The sequence below is a fragment of the Pseudarthrobacter sp. MOO13 genome (genome assembly GCF_058267655.1).
The window spans coordinates 3405575-3426117 of record NZ_CM177848.1 but is presented as its reverse complement, the minus strand read 5'-3'; the positions used below and the strand labels follow the sequence as shown (position 1 = coordinate 3426117).

At 68.1% G+C, this 20543-nt stretch carries 14 protein-coding genes and 2 tRNA genes; 3 read left to right on the top strand and 13 right to left on the bottom strand.

Features of this window, described 5'->3' with window-relative positions; genetic code table 11:
- Positions 1-519: 519 nt before the first annotated feature.
- The 5 genes from AC4EEO_RS15570 to AC4EEO_RS15550 form a co-directional block, all read right to left on the bottom strand.
- Positions 520-1164 (bottom strand): TetR/AcrR family transcriptional regulator, encoded by a 645-nt coding sequence (locus AC4EEO_RS15570; RefSeq protein WP_018762391.1) that lies wholly within the window; start codon positions 1162-1164, stop codon positions 520-522.
- Positions 1161-3197, bottom strand: coding sequence for a YhgE/Pip family protein (locus tag AC4EEO_RS15565; RefSeq protein ID WP_491339221.1), 2037 nt, complete (start codon positions 3195-3197; stop codon positions 1161-1163). The genes AC4EEO_RS15570 and AC4EEO_RS15565 overlap by 4 nt, the downstream gene beginning before the upstream one ends.
- Positions 3194-3943 (bottom strand): P-loop NTPase family protein, encoded by a 750-nt coding sequence (locus tag AC4EEO_RS15560; RefSeq protein WP_491339220.1) that lies wholly within the window; start codon positions 3941-3943, stop codon positions 3194-3196. Before AC4EEO_RS15560 ends, AC4EEO_RS15565 begins: the two co-directional genes overlap by 4 nt.
- Positions 3944-4010: 67 nt before the next feature.
- On the bottom strand, positions 4011-5465 hold the full coding sequence (locus AC4EEO_RS15555) for a dihydrolipoyl dehydrogenase family protein (protein WP_491339219.1): 1455 nt from the start codon (positions 5463-5465) through the stop codon (positions 4011-4013).
- A gap of 76 nt (positions 5466-5541) precedes the next feature.
- Positions 5542-5618 (bottom strand) — tRNA-Arg (locus AC4EEO_RS15550).
- Between the two features lie 277 nt (positions 5619-5895).
- On the opposite strand from AC4EEO_RS15550, the gene AC4EEO_RS15545 reads away from it, so the two are divergent.
- Positions 5896-7722: a phosphoenolpyruvate carboxykinase (GTP) gene (locus AC4EEO_RS15545; RefSeq protein WP_018762387.1), complete on the top strand. Its 1827-nt coding sequence runs from the start codon at positions 5896-5898 to the stop codon at positions 7720-7722.
- A 99-nt stretch (positions 7723-7821) separates the two neighbouring features.
- Here the strand turns inward: AC4EEO_RS15545 and AC4EEO_RS15540 are convergent, their stop codons facing one another.
- The 4 genes from AC4EEO_RS15540 to AC4EEO_RS15525 form a co-directional block, all read right to left on the bottom strand.
- Positions 7822-8982 carry a globin domain-containing protein gene (locus tag AC4EEO_RS15540; RefSeq protein ID WP_491339218.1) on the bottom strand — a complete coding sequence of 387 codons (1161 nt, stop codon included), beginning with the start codon at positions 8980-8982 and terminating at the stop codon, positions 7822-7824.
- Between the two features lie 139 nt (positions 8983-9121).
- Positions 9122-9571, bottom strand: coding sequence for an RrF2 family transcriptional regulator (locus AC4EEO_RS15535; protein ID WP_018762385.1), 450 nt, complete (start codon positions 9569-9571; stop codon positions 9122-9124).
- A gap of 13 nt (positions 9572-9584) precedes the next feature.
- Complete coding sequence (locus AC4EEO_RS15530) at positions 9585-10082, bottom strand: hypothetical protein (protein ID WP_109044745.1); 498 nt, start codon at positions 10080-10082, stop codon at positions 9585-9587.
- A 6-nt stretch (positions 10083-10088) separates the two neighbouring features.
- The gene (locus AC4EEO_RS15525; RefSeq protein ID WP_491339217.1) at positions 10089-11507 is read right to left on the bottom strand and encodes a phosphomannomutase/phosphoglucomutase; all 1419 of its coding nucleotides are present in this window, start codon (positions 11505-11507) and stop codon (positions 10089-10091) included.
- A gap of 152 nt (positions 11508-11659) precedes the next feature.
- Between AC4EEO_RS15525 and AC4EEO_RS15520 the strand changes: the two genes are divergently transcribed.
- Positions 11660-13858, top strand: coding sequence for a RecQ family ATP-dependent DNA helicase (locus tag AC4EEO_RS15520; protein ID WP_491339216.1), 2199 nt, complete (start codon positions 11660-11662; stop codon positions 13856-13858).
- Here the strand turns inward: AC4EEO_RS15520 and AC4EEO_RS15515 are convergent.
- The 4 genes from AC4EEO_RS15515 to AC4EEO_RS15500 all read right to left on the bottom strand — a co-directional run bounded on the left by AC4EEO_RS15515 (position 13782) and on the right by AC4EEO_RS15500 (position 18492).
- Positions 13782-15263 (bottom strand): MFS transporter, encoded by a 1482-nt coding sequence (locus AC4EEO_RS15515; RefSeq protein WP_491339215.1) that lies wholly within the window; start codon positions 15261-15263, stop codon positions 13782-13784. The two genes, AC4EEO_RS15520 and AC4EEO_RS15515, sit on opposite strands and share 77 nt — an antisense overlap.
- A gap of 224 nt (positions 15264-15487) precedes the next feature.
- Positions 15488-15576, bottom strand: a tRNA-Ser gene (locus tag AC4EEO_RS15510).
- A gap of 135 nt (positions 15577-15711) precedes the next feature.
- Complete coding sequence (locus tag AC4EEO_RS15505; RefSeq protein ID WP_491339214.1) at positions 15712-16242, bottom strand: GNAT family N-acetyltransferase; 531 nt, start codon at positions 16240-16242, stop codon at positions 15712-15714.
- The gene (locus AC4EEO_RS15500) at positions 16243-18492 is read right to left on the bottom strand and encodes a prolyl oligopeptidase family serine peptidase (RefSeq protein WP_491339213.1); all 2250 of its coding nucleotides are present in this window, start codon (positions 18490-18492) and stop codon (positions 16243-16245) included.
- An 84-nt stretch (positions 18493-18576) separates the two neighbouring features.
- On the opposite strand from AC4EEO_RS15500, the gene AC4EEO_RS15495 reads away from it, so the two are divergent.
- Positions 18577-20508, top strand: coding sequence for an FAD/NAD(P)-binding protein (locus tag AC4EEO_RS15495; RefSeq protein ID WP_491339212.1), 1932 nt, complete (start codon positions 18577-18579; stop codon positions 20506-20508).
- Positions 20509-20543 lie beyond the last annotated feature (35 nt).

Below are 20543 nucleotides of genomic sequence, written 5' to 3'. Positions count from 1 at the left end.
CGGACCGCTGCGATGGGTTGCGCTGCGGTGCGGTGCCCTGCAATGTGGCCCGGGTGCCCGCCCGTGGTGCGGCCGCCGGGCGCCTGGTGGTTCCGGCCGGCCTGCGGACCGGTGCTGTACGCCGCCGGCCCGGCCAGAGCGCGCCCAGGAAGAGGATTCCGAAAGTCGCGACGGCCGCAACCCCGGCGCCCAGGAAGTAGTTGTCCGGGTCGCGGGTGGGCAGCGGGGTGCCCAGGAAGGAGGACTGGTCGTCGTACGCCAGCGTCCAGGTGCTGAGGAACGCCAAGGAAAAGCCGAGGGCCAGGGCAGTTCCGGTCCCCGCGGCGAGCAGGGCGAAGCGCCGGCGGCGGACCACGATTTCGGCCACCGCAGCCAGGTACGCCAGCGCCAGCACGCCAAGGAACGCGACGAACACCGGCTCCGCAAGGGTCATCCCCGTGAGCACCAGGAGCCCGGCGGCGACGACGCCGCAGATCACCGCAAATTTTCCGCTCTTTCCGGTATGGCGCATGTGCTCCATCATCCCCGAGGAGCGGCCTCCCCCAGGACGTAGCCGCGCATGATGGCCATGATTGCTGCAACACTTTGGTCACGGGTGCGCTCAGGATTGTAGGTCTGCCGGTCCAGGCCCACTACGAAGCAGGCGCCGAAGATGGCTGTCTCCAGGCTGCCCCGGGACACCGAGCCATCCACCGGATAGGCCGCGGCCACGCTTTCCACGGCCTGGCCGATGACCTCGAGGAGCTCCCCGCGCAGGACCGCAAAGGTGCCCTGCCATTCGCTGGGGATCCGCCAGTTCTCGCTGACCCACAGGCGGGCGAAGGAAGGGTATTCGGCCATGAAGTCCATGGCCTGGCCAATCATCGCTTCCATGGCCAGCAGCGGGTCCCGGCCGCTGCCGCCGTCAGCGGCCTCAAGCAGGCGTGCTTTGAGGATGTCCACCCCGTGCCGCAGCAACTGGGCGATCAGCTCGGATTTGCTGCCGAAGTTGTAATAGACCGTGCCCTTGGACACTCCTGCCGCCGCGGCGATCTCGTCCACCGTGACGTTGGCCGCCCCGCGTTCGCCGATGAGCTCCATGGAGGCGTCGAAGAGTTTCTGGCGGGTGGCGTTGGTCCGGGCAGGCCGGAGCGCTTTTGCCCCGGCCTGGGGTTCGGTGGTCATACGGCAATCTCCGGTTTCAGCGTCTTGAGTGTCCAGTACTTGTTCTTGCGCACCGCCAGGGTGGACAGGCCGGCGCCCAGTACCGTGTACCCGAGCAGGCCAACCAGGGTGGGAACAATCATGGACAGGTCCGCGCCGTAGATCAGGTGCCGCATCCCGGTCACCACGTAGCCCATGGGAAGGACCTGGTGCACAGCATGCAGCGGCTCCGGGGTGGTCTGCCACGGGAACGTGCCGCCGGAGGACACCAGCTGCAGGACCAGCAGGATCAGCACCACGAGCTTGCCCGGGGAGCCCAACAAGGCCACGATCCCCTGGATGAGGGCGCTGAACGCCATCGCCGCGGCCAGCAGGAACAGCCACATCAGGACCGGGTGCGCCGGGTTCAACCCCAGCGCCACATCCACCACCAGGGTCAGCAGGGACGCCTGCACCACCGAGACCAGCAGGAACGGCAGCCAGCCGCCCAGCGCGATCTTCCACGAGGGCGCGTTCGAGGCCAGGGCCCGCTGGGTGATGGGCCGCATCGCCTGGATCAGCATGAAGATCCCGATCCACAGGGCGAGCGTGAGGAAGAACGGTGCCAGCCCTGCGCCGTAGGAACCGGCCTTGGCCTGCGAGACATTGCTGACCGCCACAGGATCGGCCATCACCTGGGAGAGGTTGCTCTTTTGTGTGTCGTCCGGGTTGGGAACCTGGCCGGCACCCTTTCCGATCTCGTCGGCCAGGGTACGGGAGCCGGTGGCGGCCTGGCCCGCACCATCGGCGAGCTGGGCCGCGCCGGCGTCCACTTTCCGCGCCCCGTCCGCAAGGCCGGAGGCGCCGTCGACGGCGGACTGCTCACCGGTTGCCAGCGCTGCGGCCCCTGTGTGCAGCTGGTTCGCCCCGGCCGAAGCCTGCCCGATGGCGTCCTTCAGGGCCGGCATCCCGGCAGCCAGCTGGGCTGCGCCGACGCTGACCGCCTGGGAGCCGTCGGCCAGCTGCTGGACCTGTTCGGCGTCCGTCTGGATCTTGGCCTTGGCTGCTGCCACAGGGCTGGACGCTGCGGCGGCATCGAAATCAGCCAGCACCTTGTCAGCCTGTTCCTGGGTCAGGACACCCGAGGCGACCAGCCTGCCGTTGGACTCCACCACCCGGCCGCGCAGCCCCTGGTCGGCTGCTTCGAGCTGGGACGCCACATCCTGGACCTTGGTGTTCAGCTGGGCGTTCCCGGCAGCCACCTGGGCCGCGCCGGAGGCAAGCGTTTGGGTATCGGAGGGCAGCGTGGCGGTCTTGTCCTTCAGCGTGGACAATCCGTTGCTGAGCTGCCCCGCGCCGTCGGTCAGCTGGTTGGCGCCGTCCCGCAGCTTCAGCTGGCCGGCGTACAACTGGTCGGCGCCGCTGCTCAAGGCGGTGGTGCCCTCGTGGAGGGTGACCGTTCCGTCCCTGAGGGTGGCCACTCCGTCGGCCAACTGGGCGGCGCCGTCCGCGGCCTGGACCATCTTGCTGTGGATGGTGCCGAAGCCGGTGAGCAGCTGGTTGGCGGTCTCCTCCCCAACCTCCTTGGCCACCGTGGTGTGGACGGCCGTGGTCAGTTTGTCCACGATGGTGCTCAACAGGTAGTTGTTGGCATCGTTCGTGGTGACGTTCAGCATGGCCTGGCTCGCGGAATCAAAGCTGCCCGGCGAGACCAGGTTTGCCGAGAAATCCTTGGGGATCTTCAGGGCGAAGGCGTACTGGCCGCTGCTGACTCCGGCGTCGGCCTCCGTTGAGCTGGACACCGGAACCCAGTGGAACACGTTGCCCTCCACCAGGCTGTCCGCCACTTTGGTTCCGGCCTCCAGCCGGGTGCCGTCGGCAGCGGTGGCGCCGGAGTCCTCGACCACCAGTGCGGCGTCGAGGCTGTTGAGGTGCCCGTAAGGATCCCAGTTCGCGTACAGGTACACCGCACCGTAGAGCAGCGGGACCATGGTCAGCGCCAGGATGGTCAGCTTGGGCAGCAGACCGCCGGTCATGCGCTTGAGTTCGGAGCGGGCCAGCCGCAGGACAGTCACTTGGCAACCTCGGTTTCGAGTTCGGTTTCCTGGTTTTCCCGGTCAGGCGTGGACTCCGCTGAGTGCTTGCCGCCCGGGGCATCGGGTTCGGTTTCGGGCATCCGTTCCGGCGCGGGTTCGGGTGCCTCGTTGCCGATGTGGGCAACCGGTCCGTCCCACGAGGCGGGGACGGCACTGACGGCCGCTACGACGGCGAGGGGGCGCCCGGCGTCGTATGCCAACGCCTGGAGGCGCGGCAGCCAGGTGAGGTCATCCGCGCTGTGCCGGTCAGGGGAGTCGACCACCAGCAGGTCGGTGCCCGGGTTGGCGAGGGCCAGCGCCGTGAGCAGCTCAAGCCGCCGCCGCGGCTCGAGCTGTTCGGTCCACAGGTCCGCGATGTCCTCGAACCGGTTGACCTTGAGCCAGGGCCGGCTGAGCAGGGCGCCACGGTAGCGGCGGGGGATCAGGGCCAGGTCCTCGGTGACCAGGTCGCGGACGCTGAGGTGTTCCTCCGGCTCATTGACGCCGGGGGAGTCCACCAGGGCCGCGGCGAGGCGGAGCTGCTTGGTCCGGGAGTTGCCGTCCCAGCTGAGCTGCCCGCCGCCGGTGGCCTTCATCCTGCCGCTGAGCAGGAGTGCCAGCGCGGTGCGCTGGTCCTGCCGGTCGCCGGCAACGAGCAGCAGCTCGCCACGCGCAACCGTCAGGGACGTGGGAGGAAGCAGCGGGTCCCGGCGACCTTTGGCCTGGAGCTGGTGTGCTGAGAGCAAGGCTTGCCTTTCGCAGAAGAAGTCTGCATCAAGACTAACCAAACTGACCGGTCAGTTCAAATACGACTCACAGGCCATACTTCTCCAGCAGCCGCAGCCAGACCTCACCGATGGTCGGGTAGGAAGGGACCGCGTGCCATAGCCGGTCCAGCGGAACTTCGCCCACTACCGCGATGGTGGCCGCGTGGAGTAGCTCGGCCACATCGGGCCCGGCGAAGGTGGCGCCCAGGAGGACTTTGCGGTCTTCGTCAACCACCAGCTGCGCCCACCCCTCGTAGTTCTCGGAGTGCAGGGAGGAGCCAGCCACCTGGATGGGCAGCTCCACGGACGAGGCGTTGTAGCCGTCTTTCCTGGCAGTTTCCAGCGTGCGCCCCACGCTCGCCAGTTCCGGATCCGTGAAGACGACGCTGGGTACGGCGTGCTGGTTGGCCGTCTGGGCGCAGCTGGTCCAGTCGCCCGGGGCTCCCTTGAGCCCACCCTTGGCCCGGGCGGCGATGGCGTCACCGGTGGCGCGGGCCTCGTACTTGCCCTGGTGGGTGAAAAGGTTCTTCCCGGCGGCGTCCCCCACGGCGTACAGCCAGTCGTCGTCGCCGGGGGTCCCTTCCACGAGGCCGGTGGTGTCCGTGGACAGGCTCAGGTGGCCCGATTCTCCGGGCTCGAAGCCGACACTTTCCAGGCCGAGGCCTTCCAGCGCCGGGTGCCGGCCGGTGGAGACCAGGACCTTTTCTGCCGTGACGGTGGTTCCGTCGCCCAGGCTGACGGTGAGCGTACCGTCCTCGTTTGCGCTGATCCGTTCGGTGGCCGTATGCAGCCGGAGGGTCACGCCGTCTGCCCGCAATCCCGCCGCAACCAGCGCCGCCGCTTCCTCCGGAAAGGTGCCCAGCAGGCCGCTGCGCGCCACCAGGGTAACGCTCGAGCCCAGGCGGGCGAAGGCCTGAGCGAGCTCCGTGCCGGCCACTCCGCCGCCCAGGACCGTGAGGCGTTCGGGGATCTCAGCCGCGGAGGTCGCTTCCCGGGTGCCCCAGACCTGCACGTCCTCCAGCCCCTCGAAGGGAGGGTTGTTGGGGGTGGAACCGGTGGCCAGGACCACCGCGTGCCTGGCCCGCAGCAGGTGTTGCGCCCCATCCAGGCCCGCCACTTCAACCGCCTTGGGCCCGGTCAGCCAGCCGTGGCCGCGCACCAGCTCGATGCCGGTGTCCTCCGCCCAGCTGACTTGGCTGTCGTCCTGCCAGTTGGACGTGAAGTAATTGCGGCGGGCCAGGACGGCTGCGGCGTCCAGGGTTCGGGTGACGGCTTCCTTGGCGCCGGGGGTGGTCTGCGCCCCATGCAGGGCGGTGCCGGGCCGGAGCAGTGCCTTGGATGGCATGCATGCCCAGTAGGAGCATTCACCGCCAACAAGTTCTGCTTCCACCATGACGGCGCTCAGGCCCGCCTGTACCACGCGGCCCGCCACGTTTTCCCCTACGGCGCCTGCGCCGATAACAACAACATCAAATTCGCGCTCAGCGGCCTCGGGCATCATGTGCACAGCCTAGCCGGGACGCGGCGCCTGGAGGGTACAAAAAAGGTCCGCACCGGCGAGCCGGTGCGGACCTTGTTGGTGCGCCCAAAGGGATTCGAACCCCTGACCTTCTGTTCCGTAGACAGACGCTCTATCCAGCTGAGCTATGGGCGCATTCCGTGTCCCGGGAGAAGAACCGCTCTCCCCGAACCTCGAATTACTTTACGCGAGGCGGGGCCGTAGTGCCAAATCGAAACCCTTGTAATCTCGGCAACTAGACCGGTATAGGTGACCTTTGTCACTTAATCCGCGATTCTGCGGCAAAAATTCCTTGGATTTCCGCGGAATTCACTTTTCGTGACCGGAGATGTCAGTCAAGCTCCCAAAAAACTCCAGTGGTCCGGACCATAGCATTTAGCTCACACCGATGAACCCGAGGAAGGGAACTGCAATGGGCGATCTGGCGCAGAAGCCGCTGCTTGAGAAAGCACCCACCACACATGCCGGCTTGCTGGCATGGGTCGAAGAGGTTGCTGAGCTTACGCAGCCGGACCGCATCTACTGGGTTGACGGGTCCGAAGAGGAAAACACCCGCCTGACCGACGAACTCGTCGCTGCCGGAACGCTCACGCGCCTCAACCAGGACCTGTTCCCCAATTCCTTCGCCGCGTTCTCGGATCCCGCCGACGTTGCCCGCGTCGAGGAGCAGACCTTCATCTGCTCGGAAAACAGGCGTGACGCCGGCTTCACCAACAACTGGATGGACCCGCGCGAGATGAAGGACAAGCTGCGCGGGCTCTTCGCCGGTTCCATGCGCGGCCGCACCATGTACGTCATCCCGTTCGTCATGGGCCACCTGGATGCCGAGGACCCCAAGTTTGGCGTGGAAATCACTGACAGCGCCTACGTTGTTGCCTCCATGCGCATCATGGCCCGCATTGGCACGGATGTCCTGAACCGGATCACCGAGACCAACGCCTTTTTCGTCCCGGCCCTGCATTCCCTGGGCGCGCCGCTGGCACCGGGCCAGGATGACGTCCCGTGGCCGTGCAACCCGGACAAGTGGATCGTCCACTTCCCCGAAGAGCGCTCCATTTGGTCCTTTGGCTCCGGCTACGGTGGAAACGCGCTGCTGGGCAAGAAGTGCTACGCCCTGCGGATCGCCTCCGTCATGGCCCGCGACGAAGGCTGGCTGGCAGAGCACATGCTCATCCTCAAGCTGACCTCCCCCGAGCAGAAGACGTACTACATTTCCGCGGCCTTCCCCTCCGCCTGCGGCAAGACCAACCTCGCCCTGCTGGATCCCACCATCAAGGGCTGGAAGGTTGAAACCCTCGGTGACGACATCACTTGGATGCGGTTCGGCAAGGAAGGCGAGCTGCGGGCCGTCAACCCCGAGGCCGGCCTCTTCGGCGTGGCACCCGGTACCGGCTGGGGCACCAACCCCAACGCCATGCGGGCCATCGCCAAGGGCAGCAGCATCTTCACGAACGTGGCGCTGACCGACGACGGCGGCGTGTGGTGGGAGGGCATGACGGACGAGGTGCCCGCGCACCTTACCGACTGGCAGGGCAACTCCTGGACGCCGGATTCGGACAAGCCCGCGGCCCACCCGAACTCACGCTTCTGCACCCCGATCGACCAGATCGACATGTTGGCCGAGGAGTACTTCAGCCCGGACGGCGTGGAGCTCTCCGCCATCCTGTTCGGCGGCCGCCGGAAGACCACCATTCCCTTGGTCACCGAGGCCCGCAGCTGGTCCAACGGCATCTTCATGGGCTCCACCCTGTCCTCCGAAACCACCGCTGCCGCCGCCGGCGCGGTCGGTGTGGTCCGGCGCGACCCCATGGCCATGCTGCCCTTCATCGGCTACGACGCAGGCGACTACCTGAACCACTGGGTAAACCTGTCCGCCAAGGCAAACCCGGAGCGCCTGCCCAAGATCTTCCTGGTCAACTGGTTCCGCCGGAACTCCGAAGGCGGCTTCGCCTGGCCCGGCTTCGGTGACAACGCCCGCGTCCTCAAGTGGGCCATCGAGCGCCTCGAAGGCACGGCGGACGCCGTCGAAACCCCCATCGGCTACGTACCCACCGGCGAGGCCATCGACCTCGAAGGCCTGGACATGACAGCTGCGCAGGTTGAGGAGGCCGTCAAGGTCGATCCCGCCGAGTGGGCTACCGAGCTGGCCTCCATTGAAGACTGGTTCGCCAACTTCGGGGGCTCGCTGCCCGAAGCCCTGCAGTCCGAACTGGCAGGCCTCAAGGCCCGCCTGGGCTGAGCTGCCCCCTTATCAGTACGACGACGGCCCCGCACCTTTTCCCCAAAGGTGCGGGGCCGTCGTCGTACGGTGGGCCCGGGAGCGGGCCGTGGGGTGGATTCAGCTCGCGAGCCAGATGTCCGGGCCGAAGACCTCATAGTGGATCCTGGTGGCGGGAATGCCCGCGTTGATGGCTTCGTTGCGGATGTTCTTCATGAACGGCAGCGGGCCGCAGAGGTAGAGGGACGCGCCGGCCGGGAGGTCCACTTCGCGCAGGGACATGAAGCCCTGCCTGGTGCCGTCCACCGGCTGCTCCAGCCAGAGTTGCAGTTCTGCGCCGTCCAGGCGCTCGACGTCGCTGGTCATCTGGCTGCGCAGGGCCCAGCTGTCCAGGGTGCTTTCCGCGTGCAGCACCAGCACCTGCCGGTCAGAGCCGGATTCGGCCAGCGACCGCAGGATGGACGCGGTGGGGGTGCAGCCGATGCCTGCGGAGGCCAGGACCACCGGGCCTTCGCCGTCCTTGAGCGTGATCTCACCGTAAGGGTTGGAAATCTCGACGACGTCGCCCACCTGGACGGTGTGGTGCAGCACGGGGGAGACCTCGCCGCCGTCGTCGAGTTTGGTGGTGAAGATGCGGCTGGTGCCGGCATCGCCGGAAAGCGAGTACTGCCGCACCTGCCGCAGTCCGTCGGGGAGCGCCACCTTGACGCTGATGTACTGGCCGGGCAAGGCGGGGGTGACGGGGGTGTCGTCGGCCGGCTCCAGGGTGAAGGTCATGGACCCGGTTCCTGCCGGTGCCTTGGCTGCCACCCGCCAGGGCGTCCACATTTTGTCGTTGGCCTGCGCGGCGTAGAGGCCCTTTTCGAGCTTGATCAGGGCGTCCGCCATCAGCCAGTACACCTCGGTCCAGGCCTCCGCGATTTCAGGAGTGATCTCCTCGGCCAGGTCTTCGGCGATGGCGGCGAACAGGTGCTCGTAGACCACCTGGTACTGCGGCTCCGTGATGCCCAGGGAGGCGTGCCGGTGCGCGATGCGGGAAAGGACCGTCTCCGGCAGGGTGCCCGGATTGTTGACCAAGTGGGTGGCGAAGGCTGCGATGCTCCCGGCGAGGGCCTGCTGCTGGTTCCCGGAGCGCTGGTTGGAGCGGCTGAACAGGCCATCCATCAGTTCGGGGTGCGCCGCGAACAGCCGGGCGTAAAAGTTCGGGGTGATGGATCCGATCCTGGAGCCGACCAGCGGCAGGGTGGCCTCAATGACGGGGCGGGACTTGTCCGAGAGCATCTGAACTCCTGAAGTTATGGCCGGGGCCTTCGTCCGGCCGGATGAAAACTTGTATTTCAAATACAAGTATTTCCGCCTCAGTTCTACACTGTGTAGAAGTTGGAAATCAAACTGGCAGGTAATGCCCGGATACGTTGGGCTACAAGCCCGGGCGGAGGCCGATCACCTGGAATACGGGCGCCATCTGGCGGGCCTGGGGAAGATCCGCGATCACCACGGAGTCGAGCTCAGCGTAGAAGGCTTCGCGTGCGCGGGCCAGGGCGCTGCGGAGCCGGCATTCGGTGATCAGTGGACAATTTCCGGCCGGCGATACGCAATCGGCCGGATCCAGCCGGGAATCGAGCTGCCGCAGGATCTGCCCCACGCTGGCGATGCGTCCGGCATGGCTGAGCTGGGACCCGCCGGAGCGGCCCCTGACAACCTCGATCAACCCCAGGCTCCGCAGCTTGGCCATCGCCTTGCTGACGTGGTTGTAGGGCGTCCCTACCGAGTCCGCGATGCTCTGGGTGGTCAGCAGGGTGCCGTCCGGGACCGCTGCGAGCACCATGAGTGCCCGCAGGCTGACGTCGGCGAAGGCGTTGATCTTCACGGCTGCCGCTGGTCTAGTCCACCCAGATGGCGGGCTCGCTGGCGTCCGCGCCAAGCTCGCCAAAATCCCAGGACTGGGTGCTGGGGTTGGCGGCATAGGGCAGCACAGCGGCGAACAGGGAACCGTCCCGGTGCTCCGCGGCCACGTGGATAGCGTCGGAATCCTCCTCCACCAGCAGGATGTCGCACACGACGGCGGCGGCGCGGAAGTCGTCCCGGTTCTGCCGCAGGAGCGCCTGGAGGTCCTGGATCATGGCCTCGGCGTCGAAATCCCCGTCCGTGTCCTCCCCGGCTTCCGCCGGGGAGACGGCAACCAGCCGCACCTCGCCGTCGTTTTGCACCGTGAGCGCGAAGGGCAGGAAGCCGCCGTTGCGCTGGAGCTGCTCCTGGGCCGCGCTCACACCCGTGCCCAGGAGGTTCTCCAGGTCGGTTGCCGTGGCTTCCGGAACGGAATCGCGCCAGCTCTCCTGGCCGCCGGGGCCCTCCGTTGCCTGCCCGGTGTGGTCTGCCATCCGCTGCTAGGCCCGAACCAGCGAGAGGACGCGGTCGCGGACGCGCTCCATGGTGGCCCGGTCCGTCGCCTCGGCATTGAGCCGCAGGAACGGTTCGGTGTTGGAGGGGCGGAGGTTGAACCAGTAGCTGCCGTCGTTGGCCGTGAACGTGCTGCCGTCCAGGGTGTCGATGGTGAGGTCCTCGTCCGCGAAAGCCTGGCGTACCCGCTCCACCGCCGCCGGCTTGTCCTCCACCTCGGAGTTGATCTCGCCGGAGCTGACGTAGGGCTCGTATTCGCGTGCCAGGTCGGACAGCGGGCCGTCCTGCTCGCCCAGTGCTGCCAGGACATGCATGGCTGCCAGCATGCCGGTGTCCGCGTTCCAGAAATCGCGGAAGTAGAAGTGCGCGGAGTGTTCGCCGCCGAACACGGCGCCTTCCTCGGCCATGACCGCCTTGATGAACGAGTGGCCCACGCGGGTCCGGACAGCACGTCCGCCGTCGTGTTCCACCAGCTCGGCGACGGCACGGGAGGTCAGGAGGTTGTGGATGATCGTGGGCTTTTCCTCGCCCTGCGCCTTGGCGCGGGCGATCTCGCGGCGCGCCACCATCCCGGTGATGGCGGACGGGGACACGGGCTCGCCCTTCTCGTCAATGACGAAGCAGCGGTCTGCGTCCCCGTCGAAGGCCAGGCCGATGTCCGCACCGTGCTTGATGACCGCCGCCTGGAGGTCGCGGAGGTTCTCCGGCTCCAGCGGGTTGGCGGGGTGGTTGGGGAAGGATCCATCCAGTTCAAAGTAGAGCGGAACAATGTCGAACGGGAGTTTGTGCAGCAACGCGTCGCCCATCACGGCGGGAGTGGTCAGGCCTGCCATGCCGTTGCCGGCGTCCACCACCACCTTCAGCGGGCGGGAGGCTGAGAGGTCAACCAGCTTGCGCAGGTACTCGGAGTAGTCCTTGAGGACGTCGCGGACGCTGATGCTTCCGCGGGTGCCGGCGGCGGGGATGGACCCGGTGTTGAGGTACTGCTCCGCGAGGGCCTGGATCTCCTTGAGGCCGGTTTCGGAGGAAATCGGGACGGCACCGGCCTTGGACATCTTGATGCCGTTGTAGGCGGCGGGATTGTGGCTGGCGGTGAAGGTTGCGCCGGCGCGGTTGAGGAAACCGCAGGCGAAGTACAGCTCATCGGTGGAAATCAGGTCCAGCAGCTCTACGTTGGCGCCCCTGGTTGCGGCTCCGTTGGCGAAGGCCTTGGTGAACTCGGGGGAGGAGGGGCGCATGTCACCGCCCACCACGATGGTCTGGCCTTCGAGCTTGAGGACATCCACGAACGCGGCCCCCACGGCTTCGACGATTTCGGCGGTGATCGATTCGCCCACAATCCCACGGACGTCGTAGGCCTTGAAGGATGCCGAGAGATCAAATGTCGTTGTCTGTTCGCTAGTCACGGGCTTTATCTTACGTGGGCGGCGGGCGCAGCCAAGCTGGTCCCGGGTGCACTTTCGTAACAGCTGGGCGCATTCGGGTGCACCGGCAGGGGCTTTCCACATAGCAGCACCGGGCTGTGCCCGCTGTCAGGGGGTGCTGGGATACTGAATCAATGGCCGACAACCAATACACGTCCACAATCTCCGCCACCACCCTTGCCGCAGGTCCGGATGCCCCGGGAACCGCCACCCACGCTGAGGCCCTTGAAGTCCTTCGCGGCCTGGTGGGGCATCCCGGTGCAGTGTTCCACGACGGGCAGTTTGAAGCCATTGAAGCATTGGTCGACGCCGGGCGGCGGGCTTTGGTGGTCCAGCGCACCGGCTGGGGCAAGTCAGCGGTGTACTTCGTGGCCTCCCTGCTGCTGCGGCGCCGGGGCGCCGGGCCCACGCTGATCGTCTCGCCCTTGCTCGCCCTCATGCGCGACCAGGTGGCCGCTGCTGCGAGGGCCGGGGTCCGCGCCGTGGCCATCAACTCTGCCAACCAGCTGGAGTGGGACACGGTCCGAGAGCAGCTGGCTGCCGACGATGTGGACGTCCTCCTGGTCTCCCCGGAACGGCTGACCAACCCGGCGTTCCGTGAAAACCAGTTGCCTGAACTCCTCCGCCGGACCGGCCTGCTCGTGATCGACGAAGCCCACTGCATTTCCGACTGGGGCCACGATTTCCGCCCCGACTACCGCCGCATCGCCGACCTCATCACGCGGCTGCCCGATTCGGTGCCGGTCCTGGCCACTACGGCCACGGCCAATTCGCGGGTGGTGCACGATATCGAGGAACAACTTGGGGCAGGGGTCCTGACCATCCGCGGCGCCCTGGGCCGCGATTCGCTCCGGCTCGGCGTCCTGTCCCTTCCCGATTCCAAAGCGCGCCTGGGCTGGCTGCTGACGCACCTCCCAGATCTCCCCGGCAGCGGCATTATCTACACCCTGACCGTGTCCGCAGCGGAGGACACCGCCAGGCTGCTGGCCGAAGCCGGGCACCACGTGCTCGCCTACACCGGCCGGACCGATCCGGCCGACCGGGAACGGGCGGAGCAACTGCTGAAGGACAACGAGGTCAAGGCGCTGGTGGCCACGTCGGCACTGGGGATGGGCTTCGACAAACCGGACCTCGGCTTCGTTGTCCACCTGGGCGCGCCGTCGTCGCCCGTGGCCTACTACCAGCAGGTGGGCCGTGCCGGCCGTGGCGCCGCCAACGCCGACGTCCTGCTGCTGCCCGGCTCCGAAGACCGCGAAATCTGGCAATACTTCGCCACCGCGTCCATGCCGTCCGAGGAGAAGGCCGGGGCCGTCCTGACCGCCCTGGCCGAGGCCGGAACGGCCCTGTCAACGGTGGCACTCGAAGCCAGGGTTGACCTGCGGCGCACCCCGCTTGAGCTGCTGCTGAAGGTGCTGTCCGTGGACGGCGCCGTGGAGCGGGTGGGTGGCGGCTGGCGCGCCACCGGACAGCCCTGGACCTACGACGCCGAACGCTACAGCCGGATCGCCGAGGCGCGCGTGGACGAGCAGGACTCCATGGTGATCTACCAGGACACGGCGGGCTGCCGGATGGAGTACATCACCTCGGTCCTGGACGATGAGACGGCCCGGCCCTGCGGCCGGTGCGACAACTGCGCAGGCCAATGGTTCCCAGCCGACGTCGCGGCCGAGGCCACGGCCGCCGCCGGCCAGACCCTGAGCAGGGCAGGCGGAGTCCTGGAGCCGCGCCTGCAGTGGCCCAGCGGCATGGACCGTCTGGGGGTTCCGGTGAAGGGCAAGCTCAAGCCCGGGGAAGGCCTTGCGGACGGGCGGGTCCTCGCCCGGCTGACGGACCTCGGCTGGGGCGGGGCCTTGCGGGAGCTGTTCGCCTCCGGCGCGCAGGACCGGCCTGTGGATCCCGGGATGCTCCAGGCCTGCGTGCAGGTGCTGCGCGAATGGGGCACCGGGGACTCCCGGAACCCGGGGTGGAGCGGAGCCGGCAGGCCGGCCGCCATCGTCAGCATCCCCTCCCGGAGCAAACCGCAATTGGTGGGTTCGCTGGCCCGCGGGATCTCGGACATCGGGCGCATCCCCTACCTTGGCGAGCTGCAGTTGGCGCACGGCGGTCCCACCGGCGGCCGTGGCGGGAACAGCGCCTACCGGTTGGCCGGAGTGTGGGACCGGCTGGTGGTGGGCCCGGAACTTGAGGCCGCGCTGCAGTCCGCCCAGGGCCAGCCGGTCATGCTGATTGACGACCTCGTGGACAGCCGGTGGACCATTACGGTCGCCGGGCGCGCCCTTCGGCAGGCCGGGGCGGGAGCGGTGCTTCCCCTGGTTTTGGCCCAGGCCGGCTGACCGCAGCGCCGGCGTGCCGCGGCAGCAGGATGCTGTCCGCGGTGCTGGCCAGCATCAGGACGGCCATGGCCAGGAACGCGGCCCGGAATGGCCCGGCGGCGTCCTGGTGTCCGAGGGAAATCCCATCAAAGGTCCGGATCAGCAGGGCTGCGACGGCGATTCCCGATCCCGTGGCAAGCTGCACCAAGGTCGCCGACACCGTGTTGGCGGAGGTGAGCTGCGCCGGCGGGATGTCCGCGTACTGCACGGACGCATATGACGAAAAGCCGATGGAGCGGAACGCCCCGCTGCAGACCAGCAGTGCGAACATCAGCACTTCCGGGGTCTCAGGCGTCAGCAGGGCGCAAGCGGCGAAGGTGACGGCGGACGCCAGCGAGGCAAACACCAGCATCGCCTTGAAGCCAAACTTCCGGATCAACGGCGTGGTGGCCGGCTTGATGCCGATGTTGCCGATGAACACTGCGGCCACGAGTGCTCCGGCGTGCAGTGGAGTCCATCCGAATCCGGTCTGGAACATCAGCGGCAACAGGAAGGGGACCGAGCTGATGGTCACCCGGTACACGAAACCGCCGGTAGCCATGGCCCGGAAAGTGCGGACGCGGAAGACTTGCAGGTTGAACAGTGGATGCGGAGTGCGCCGCATCCACAAAACGGCCCCCGTGAGCGCTGCGGCCCCGGCGGCGGCGCTGATCCCGGCCCAGGGCAGTTCGGGGTGGCTGCTGGCAAGTTCCAGGCCGGCCACGAGCGCTCCGACCCCGACGGTGGTCAGTGCCATGCCGGGCCAGTCCAAGCGCCGGCCGGGATCGCCCGGCGCTACCGGGACCAGCCGGAGCGAAGCCAGGAACGCGGCGGCACCGAGCGGAAGGTTGACCAGGAAGATCCAGTGCCAGGACAGGTAGGTGGTGAGCGCTCCGCCCACCAGCGGCGCGAGGACCGGTGCCAGGAGCCCGGGCCACACCAGGAACGCGGTGGCGCGCAGCAACTCGGACTTCGGTGTGCCGCGCAGGACCACCAGGGTGCCCACCGGAACCATCATGGCTCCGCCAGCCCCCTGGGCAATGCGGCTCAAGGTCAGGGTGGTGAGGTCCTGGCTGAGGGCGCAGGCGAGCGACGCCAGGGTGAAGACGGCGATTGCCAGGCAGAAGATCCGGCGGGCACCAAACCGTTCTGCCAGCCAGCCGCTGAGGGGGATGCCGATGGCGACGGTCAGCAGGTACGCGGTCATGGTGATGTTCACGTCCGCGGCGGCGATGGCGAAGTCCGCGGAAATGCTGGGGATGGCGGTGGTGAGGACCGTTCCGTCCAGGAACTCCATGAAGAAGGTCGCCGCCACCAGGAGTGCAAGGCGAGGATTCCATGCCGTCCGGGTGCCCTCGGGCCGGGGTAAGTTGCTGCGTGCCGCCATGGGCCAATCCTGCCACCGCTGCCGCAGGCACCGCTCGCCACGTCCGGCTGCCGGACAGCGTTTTCCAGACGGGCGGGGCGTAACGTCCGCCGTATCAGAAGAGTGTTCGCGACTTCAACCCCTCAAGGTGCGGATGCGCGAACGGGCTTAGGACTGGCCAGGGGCGCCCCCGAGGCCGGGCCCGGAAACGCAAAAGGCCCCGGTCCAGGGACCGGGGCCAAACGCGGAGACGGGGGGATTTGAACCCCCGGTCGAGTATAACCCCGACCCTTCATTAGCAGTGAAGTCCATTCGGCCGCTCTGGCACGTCTCCAATTGCTATTCCTAGCCCACCAAGGATACGCAGATCCGGCCATGCAGTGCAAAACGGTGCCCGGCCGGGCAAACCCGACGGCCGCAACGGCGCCACCCCTCGCAGTCGGGCCCGGGATGCCGGTGCAGGGAGGTCCTAGGGGAGGCGTTGCTCGGCGCGGACCATCCGGATTTCCGGCAGGTCCTCCCAGTCCGCCAGGACATCCCGTGCGCCGTCAGGTTCAAAGCCGAAGCGGCGGTAGAAACCGATGGCGTTGCTGTTCGCTGCCGCCACCCAGAGGCTCGCCGCCTGGGTGCCCAGCGCAGCGGTCAGCAGTCGGCCGCCAAGGCCGAGGCGCTGGTGCGAGGCCAGCACATACAACCCCCACAGCTCCAGGTCGCCGGAAGCCGGCGGCGGGTGCCCCTCGAGGGAACCCGGGGCGGGCAGCCGCCGCCGTCCGGCGAAACCGACCACCGTTGCGCCGTCGCAGGCCACCCACGCCTCGGCGGGGTCCGGGCGGTCCAGCAGGTGCCGCCACAGGGCAAGCCGGCCTGCGGGATCCACCGAGGCAAGGAAGGCATCAGTCAACATGCCCCGGTACGTTTCCCGCCAGCAGCGGATGTGTACCTGGGCCAGCTGCTCGATGTCCCCGGCCACAGCCCTCCGGACCGCCACCCCGGCCGCCATTCAGCCCGCCAGCGCCTTCCAGAGGAAATGCTGGCTGCGGGCCTGGAGCGCGGCAGCCTGCCGGTTGTCGGAGGCGCCGGCGTGGCCGCCTTCCAGCGCTTCGTGGAACCACACATTCGGGATCCCCATTGCCAGCATCCGGGCGGCCATCTTCCGGGCCTGGACCGGGCCCACCCGGTCGTCCGAGGTGGCCGTCCAGATGAAGGTTTCCGGGTACTCCACCGCATCCTTGAGCAGGTGGTACGGCGAAAAGGTCCTGATGTACTCCCACTGCTCGGGAACATCCGGGTCGCCGTATTCGGCGATCCAGGAGTGCCCGGCGGACAGCTTGGTGTAGCGGCGCATGTCCAGCAGCGGCACACCGCAGGAGACCGCCCTGAAAAGTTCCGGATACCGGGTGAGCATGTTCCCCACCAGCAGGCCGCCGTTGGAGCCGCCCACGCAACCGAGCCGCCGCGGAGAGGTCACTCCGCGTGAGATCAGGTCCCGGGCCACCGCTGCGAAGTCCTGGTAGGCCTTGTGCCGGTTTTCCTTCAGTGCGGCACGGTGCCAGGCCGGCCCGTACTCGCCGCCGCCGCGGATGTTCGCCACCACGTACACCCCGCCGCGCGAGTGCGGCGCCTTCCCGTCACTGCCGTCCGACAAAGCCGTCCGCCGCTCCAGCCAGGCCCTGCCGACCGTGCCGCTGTACGCGGGCGTCCGGGAGACCTCAAACCCGCCGTAGCCGGAGAGCTGGGTGGGGTTCTGCCCGTCCAAGGCCAGCCCGCGCGGGGCTACCTGGAAATACGGGACCCGGGTGCCGTCGTCGGACACGGCGAAGTGCTGCTCCACCTCATAGTCGCCGTCAGCGAAGAACGACGGCGAGGCCTTGATGGCGGCGTGCCGGCTCACCACGCCGGTCGCTCCGTCGCCCGCCCTGTCCGGGGCACTCCGCTCCAGGGTGCCACGCATAAGGGTGGTGGGGGTGGTGAAGCCCGTGGCGATGAGCCAAAAGTCATCGCCTGCGCCGCCGTTGGCCGGTTCGTCGTCCTCGTCGTCCACGGCGTAGGCGTTCACGTCGTGCAGCGGCGGGCACGCGTCCAGGGGCGTGGCCGCCCAGCCGCCGTCGGCCGGCCGGGAGGGATCCAGCACCCGGATCTCGGAGGAAACGTCCCTGAGCAGGTTGAGCAGCAGGAAGTTCCGGGTCCAGCTCCAGGACTGCAGCGAGGTGTGGGCATCGGGCGTGAACAGGACCGTGAGTTGCCGGTTGCCCGCGAGGTAGTCCTCGAACCCGGCCGCGAGCAGGGCCCCGGACGGGTACGTGGTGCCGTCCACGGTCCAGTCCTGCTGCGGACGGAAGAGCAGCCATTCGCGGTGGGCGCTCACGTTGACGTCCGTGGGCACGTCGATCGGCACCCACTCGTCGCCCCGCAGCACCAGGTTGGTGCGGTTGAAGAAGTCGATGTAGTCCACCGCGAAGGTGCGCTCAAAGCCAGGGGTGGAATCGTGCGCCACGATGGCCATCATGTGGTCCTCGGGCACCTCGAACAGGCGTGGGGCGCCGGCCAGGGAACCGCCGCGCCTGAGGGTCACCGCGGTCCGGGCGTACGAGGACGCCGTCCTGGGCAGGCCGTCCGCGGTGGAGGCAACCAGCAGGGTGTCCGCGTCCAGCCAGGACACGTTGCCTTTGGCGGTCGGGAGGTCGAATCCGCCCTCCGCCGGATCCACGAAGCCGCGTGCTTCGACGTCGAACTCGCGGTACCGGTTCGCGTCGCCGCCGTCGGGGGAGAGGGCCAGCAGGGCCAGCCGGTAGGGCTCGCCCGCGGCCGGACGCAGGAACGTGGCGCCGTGGAACACCCACTCTTCGCCCTCAGCCTTGGCCAGTGCATCGATGTCCAGGAGGACGTCCCACTCCGGGGAATCGGTGCAGTAGCTCTCCCACGTGGTGCGGCGCCAGAGGCCCTTGGGGTTCTGCCGGTCCTTCCAGAAGTTGTAATACCAGTCGCCGCGCTTGCCCACCATGGCGATCCGGTCGGTGGAATCCAGGACTTCGAGGATGCCCGCTTCCAGGTCCGTGTAGTCAGCGCCCTCGAGCAGGTCCTCGGTGCGGGAGTTCTGCTCTTTGACCCAGGCCAGCTGCTCCTCGCCGTAGATGTCCTCCAGCCAGACATTCTCGTCGACTGGTTCGGGAGCGGAGCCCGGGGACGGGGTAGCGGTGGTGTCCCGGCCAGGACCGGGAACGGACGCTTGATCAGCTGCTGTGGTGGTCATGCGCCCCATCCAAACAACATCCCCCGAGGCTGGCAAGTCAAGCGTGCGGGGCGCCGGTTGCCTTGAGCCCGTACGCTGGATGGCGTGGAATTATCGCAGAGCATCCGGGCCGTCATCATCGGCGCCGGCCCCCGGGGCACCAGTGTGCTGGAGCGGCTGCTCGCCCACACGGCCGCGGCGGGGCGCCCCGTGCGGCTGCGAATCGACGTCGTGGACCCGTATCCGGCAGGCCCAGGCCATGTCTGGCAGCCGGACCAGTCCCGGCTGTTCCTGATGAATACCCAGTCGTTCTATCCCACGCTGATTCCCCAGGACCCGTCGCTGCCGGCGCCGGTTGCCGGTACCACGTTCGATGAATGGCGGCTGAGGCAGCAGAGGGATCCGCTGCCGTCGCTCACCGATGACGAGCGGGCCGAAATCGCGGTGCTGGGTTCGCGGGACTTCCCCAGCCGTGCCCTGTACGGCCGGTATCTTCGCAGCACCCTGGCGGACGTGCTCGCCAAGGCCCCCGACGGCGTCACCATCGAATTCCACGAAACGTCCGCGCTGTGGGCGCGCCCCGCCGGGGACGGAATGTTCGACGTCGGACTGGCCACCGGGGAGAGCATCAGGGCCAACTCCGTGGTGCTCGCCCTGGGGCACATCCCGTCCCGCCTGAACCCGGAACAGCGCGACCTCCAGGATTCGGCCGCGCGGCTGGGTTTGCAATACTTTCCGCCCGCCGCGCCCGCGGATGTGGACTGGTCCCGGATCCCGGCCGGCGAACCTGTCCTGGTCCGCGGCATGGGACTGAACTTCTTTGACACCATGGGACAGCTCACCGAAGGCCGCGGCGGAAAATTCGTCTCCACCGGCAACCGGCTCGAGTACGAACCCTCCGGCCAGGAGCCTTTGATCATCGCGGCCTCCCGGCGCGGCACCCCGTACCGCGCCAAGGCCGCCCTGGACGGCTACTACGCCCCCTCCGTCAGGCTGCGCTACCTCACCGAGGCCGCGATCGGGCGGTTGGCCAAGGCAGGAATCCGGCCCTCCTTCGACCACGACCTGTGGCCCTTGCTGCACCGTGACACCCTGTGGGCCTACTACTCCACGCTGGTGCGCTCGCAGCCGGGAGCGGTCCCGGACGCGCCGGCATTCCTTGCCGCGCTCGAGGAAGCCCTGCAGCCGCATGCGCACAGCGCCGTGAAATGGGAGGACGGGGTGGACAGTGTCCTTGCCGTCCATGTCGGCCCGAGGCACCGCCTGGACCTGCTGGGACTGGCCGCTCCGCTGGCGGGCCGTTCGTTTGGTTCCCGGGCCGAGCACGACGCCGCCGTGGTGGAATTCCTGCTGGACGACGCACGCCGTTCCGCGCTCGGCGAGGACGATCCGGTCAAGATGGCCATCGGCGCCTTGCACCATGGACGCGCCGTCCTCAAAACGGCAGTGGCCGACGGCGGCATCACCGACGAATCCTGGGTGGCCGGACTGCGCGGCTGGTTCGAGTCCTTCGTGGAAGGCCTGGCCAGCGGTCCGCCTGCGCTGCGTTCCGAACAACTCGCCGCGCTCGCCCGGGCCGGGGTGGTGAGCTTCGTTGGGCCGGACCCCAAATTCGGCGTGGACCGGAAGGCGGCGCGGTTTGCCGCTTCCTCACCGTGGGTTTCCGGACCGCCCGCGACGGCGCGGACCATGGTGGAAGCGCTGGCCCCCGGCAACCGGGTGTCAGCCAACGAGTCCCCGGTCCTGGAACAGCTGCTGGCGGACGGGCTGGTCCGCTCCAAATTGATGATGACCGCCGAAGGCGCCCCGGTGGAGTCCACCGGACTGGACGTGGAGCCCCACCCGTACCGGCCGGTGGGGGCCAACGGGTCGGTGACGGAGGGCTTGTTCGTCCTGGGATTGCAGCTGTCGTCGGCACAATGGGGCACCGCCATCGCCGCCGAAGCTTTCCAGGAGGGCGGCCCCGCCTACCGCAGCGGCCAGCGCACCCTCCGCGATGCGGACGAAATCGCGGCGGCCATCCTCAACAGGGGATAACCCGGCCAGGGCTTGAACACCGATGCGCCATCACT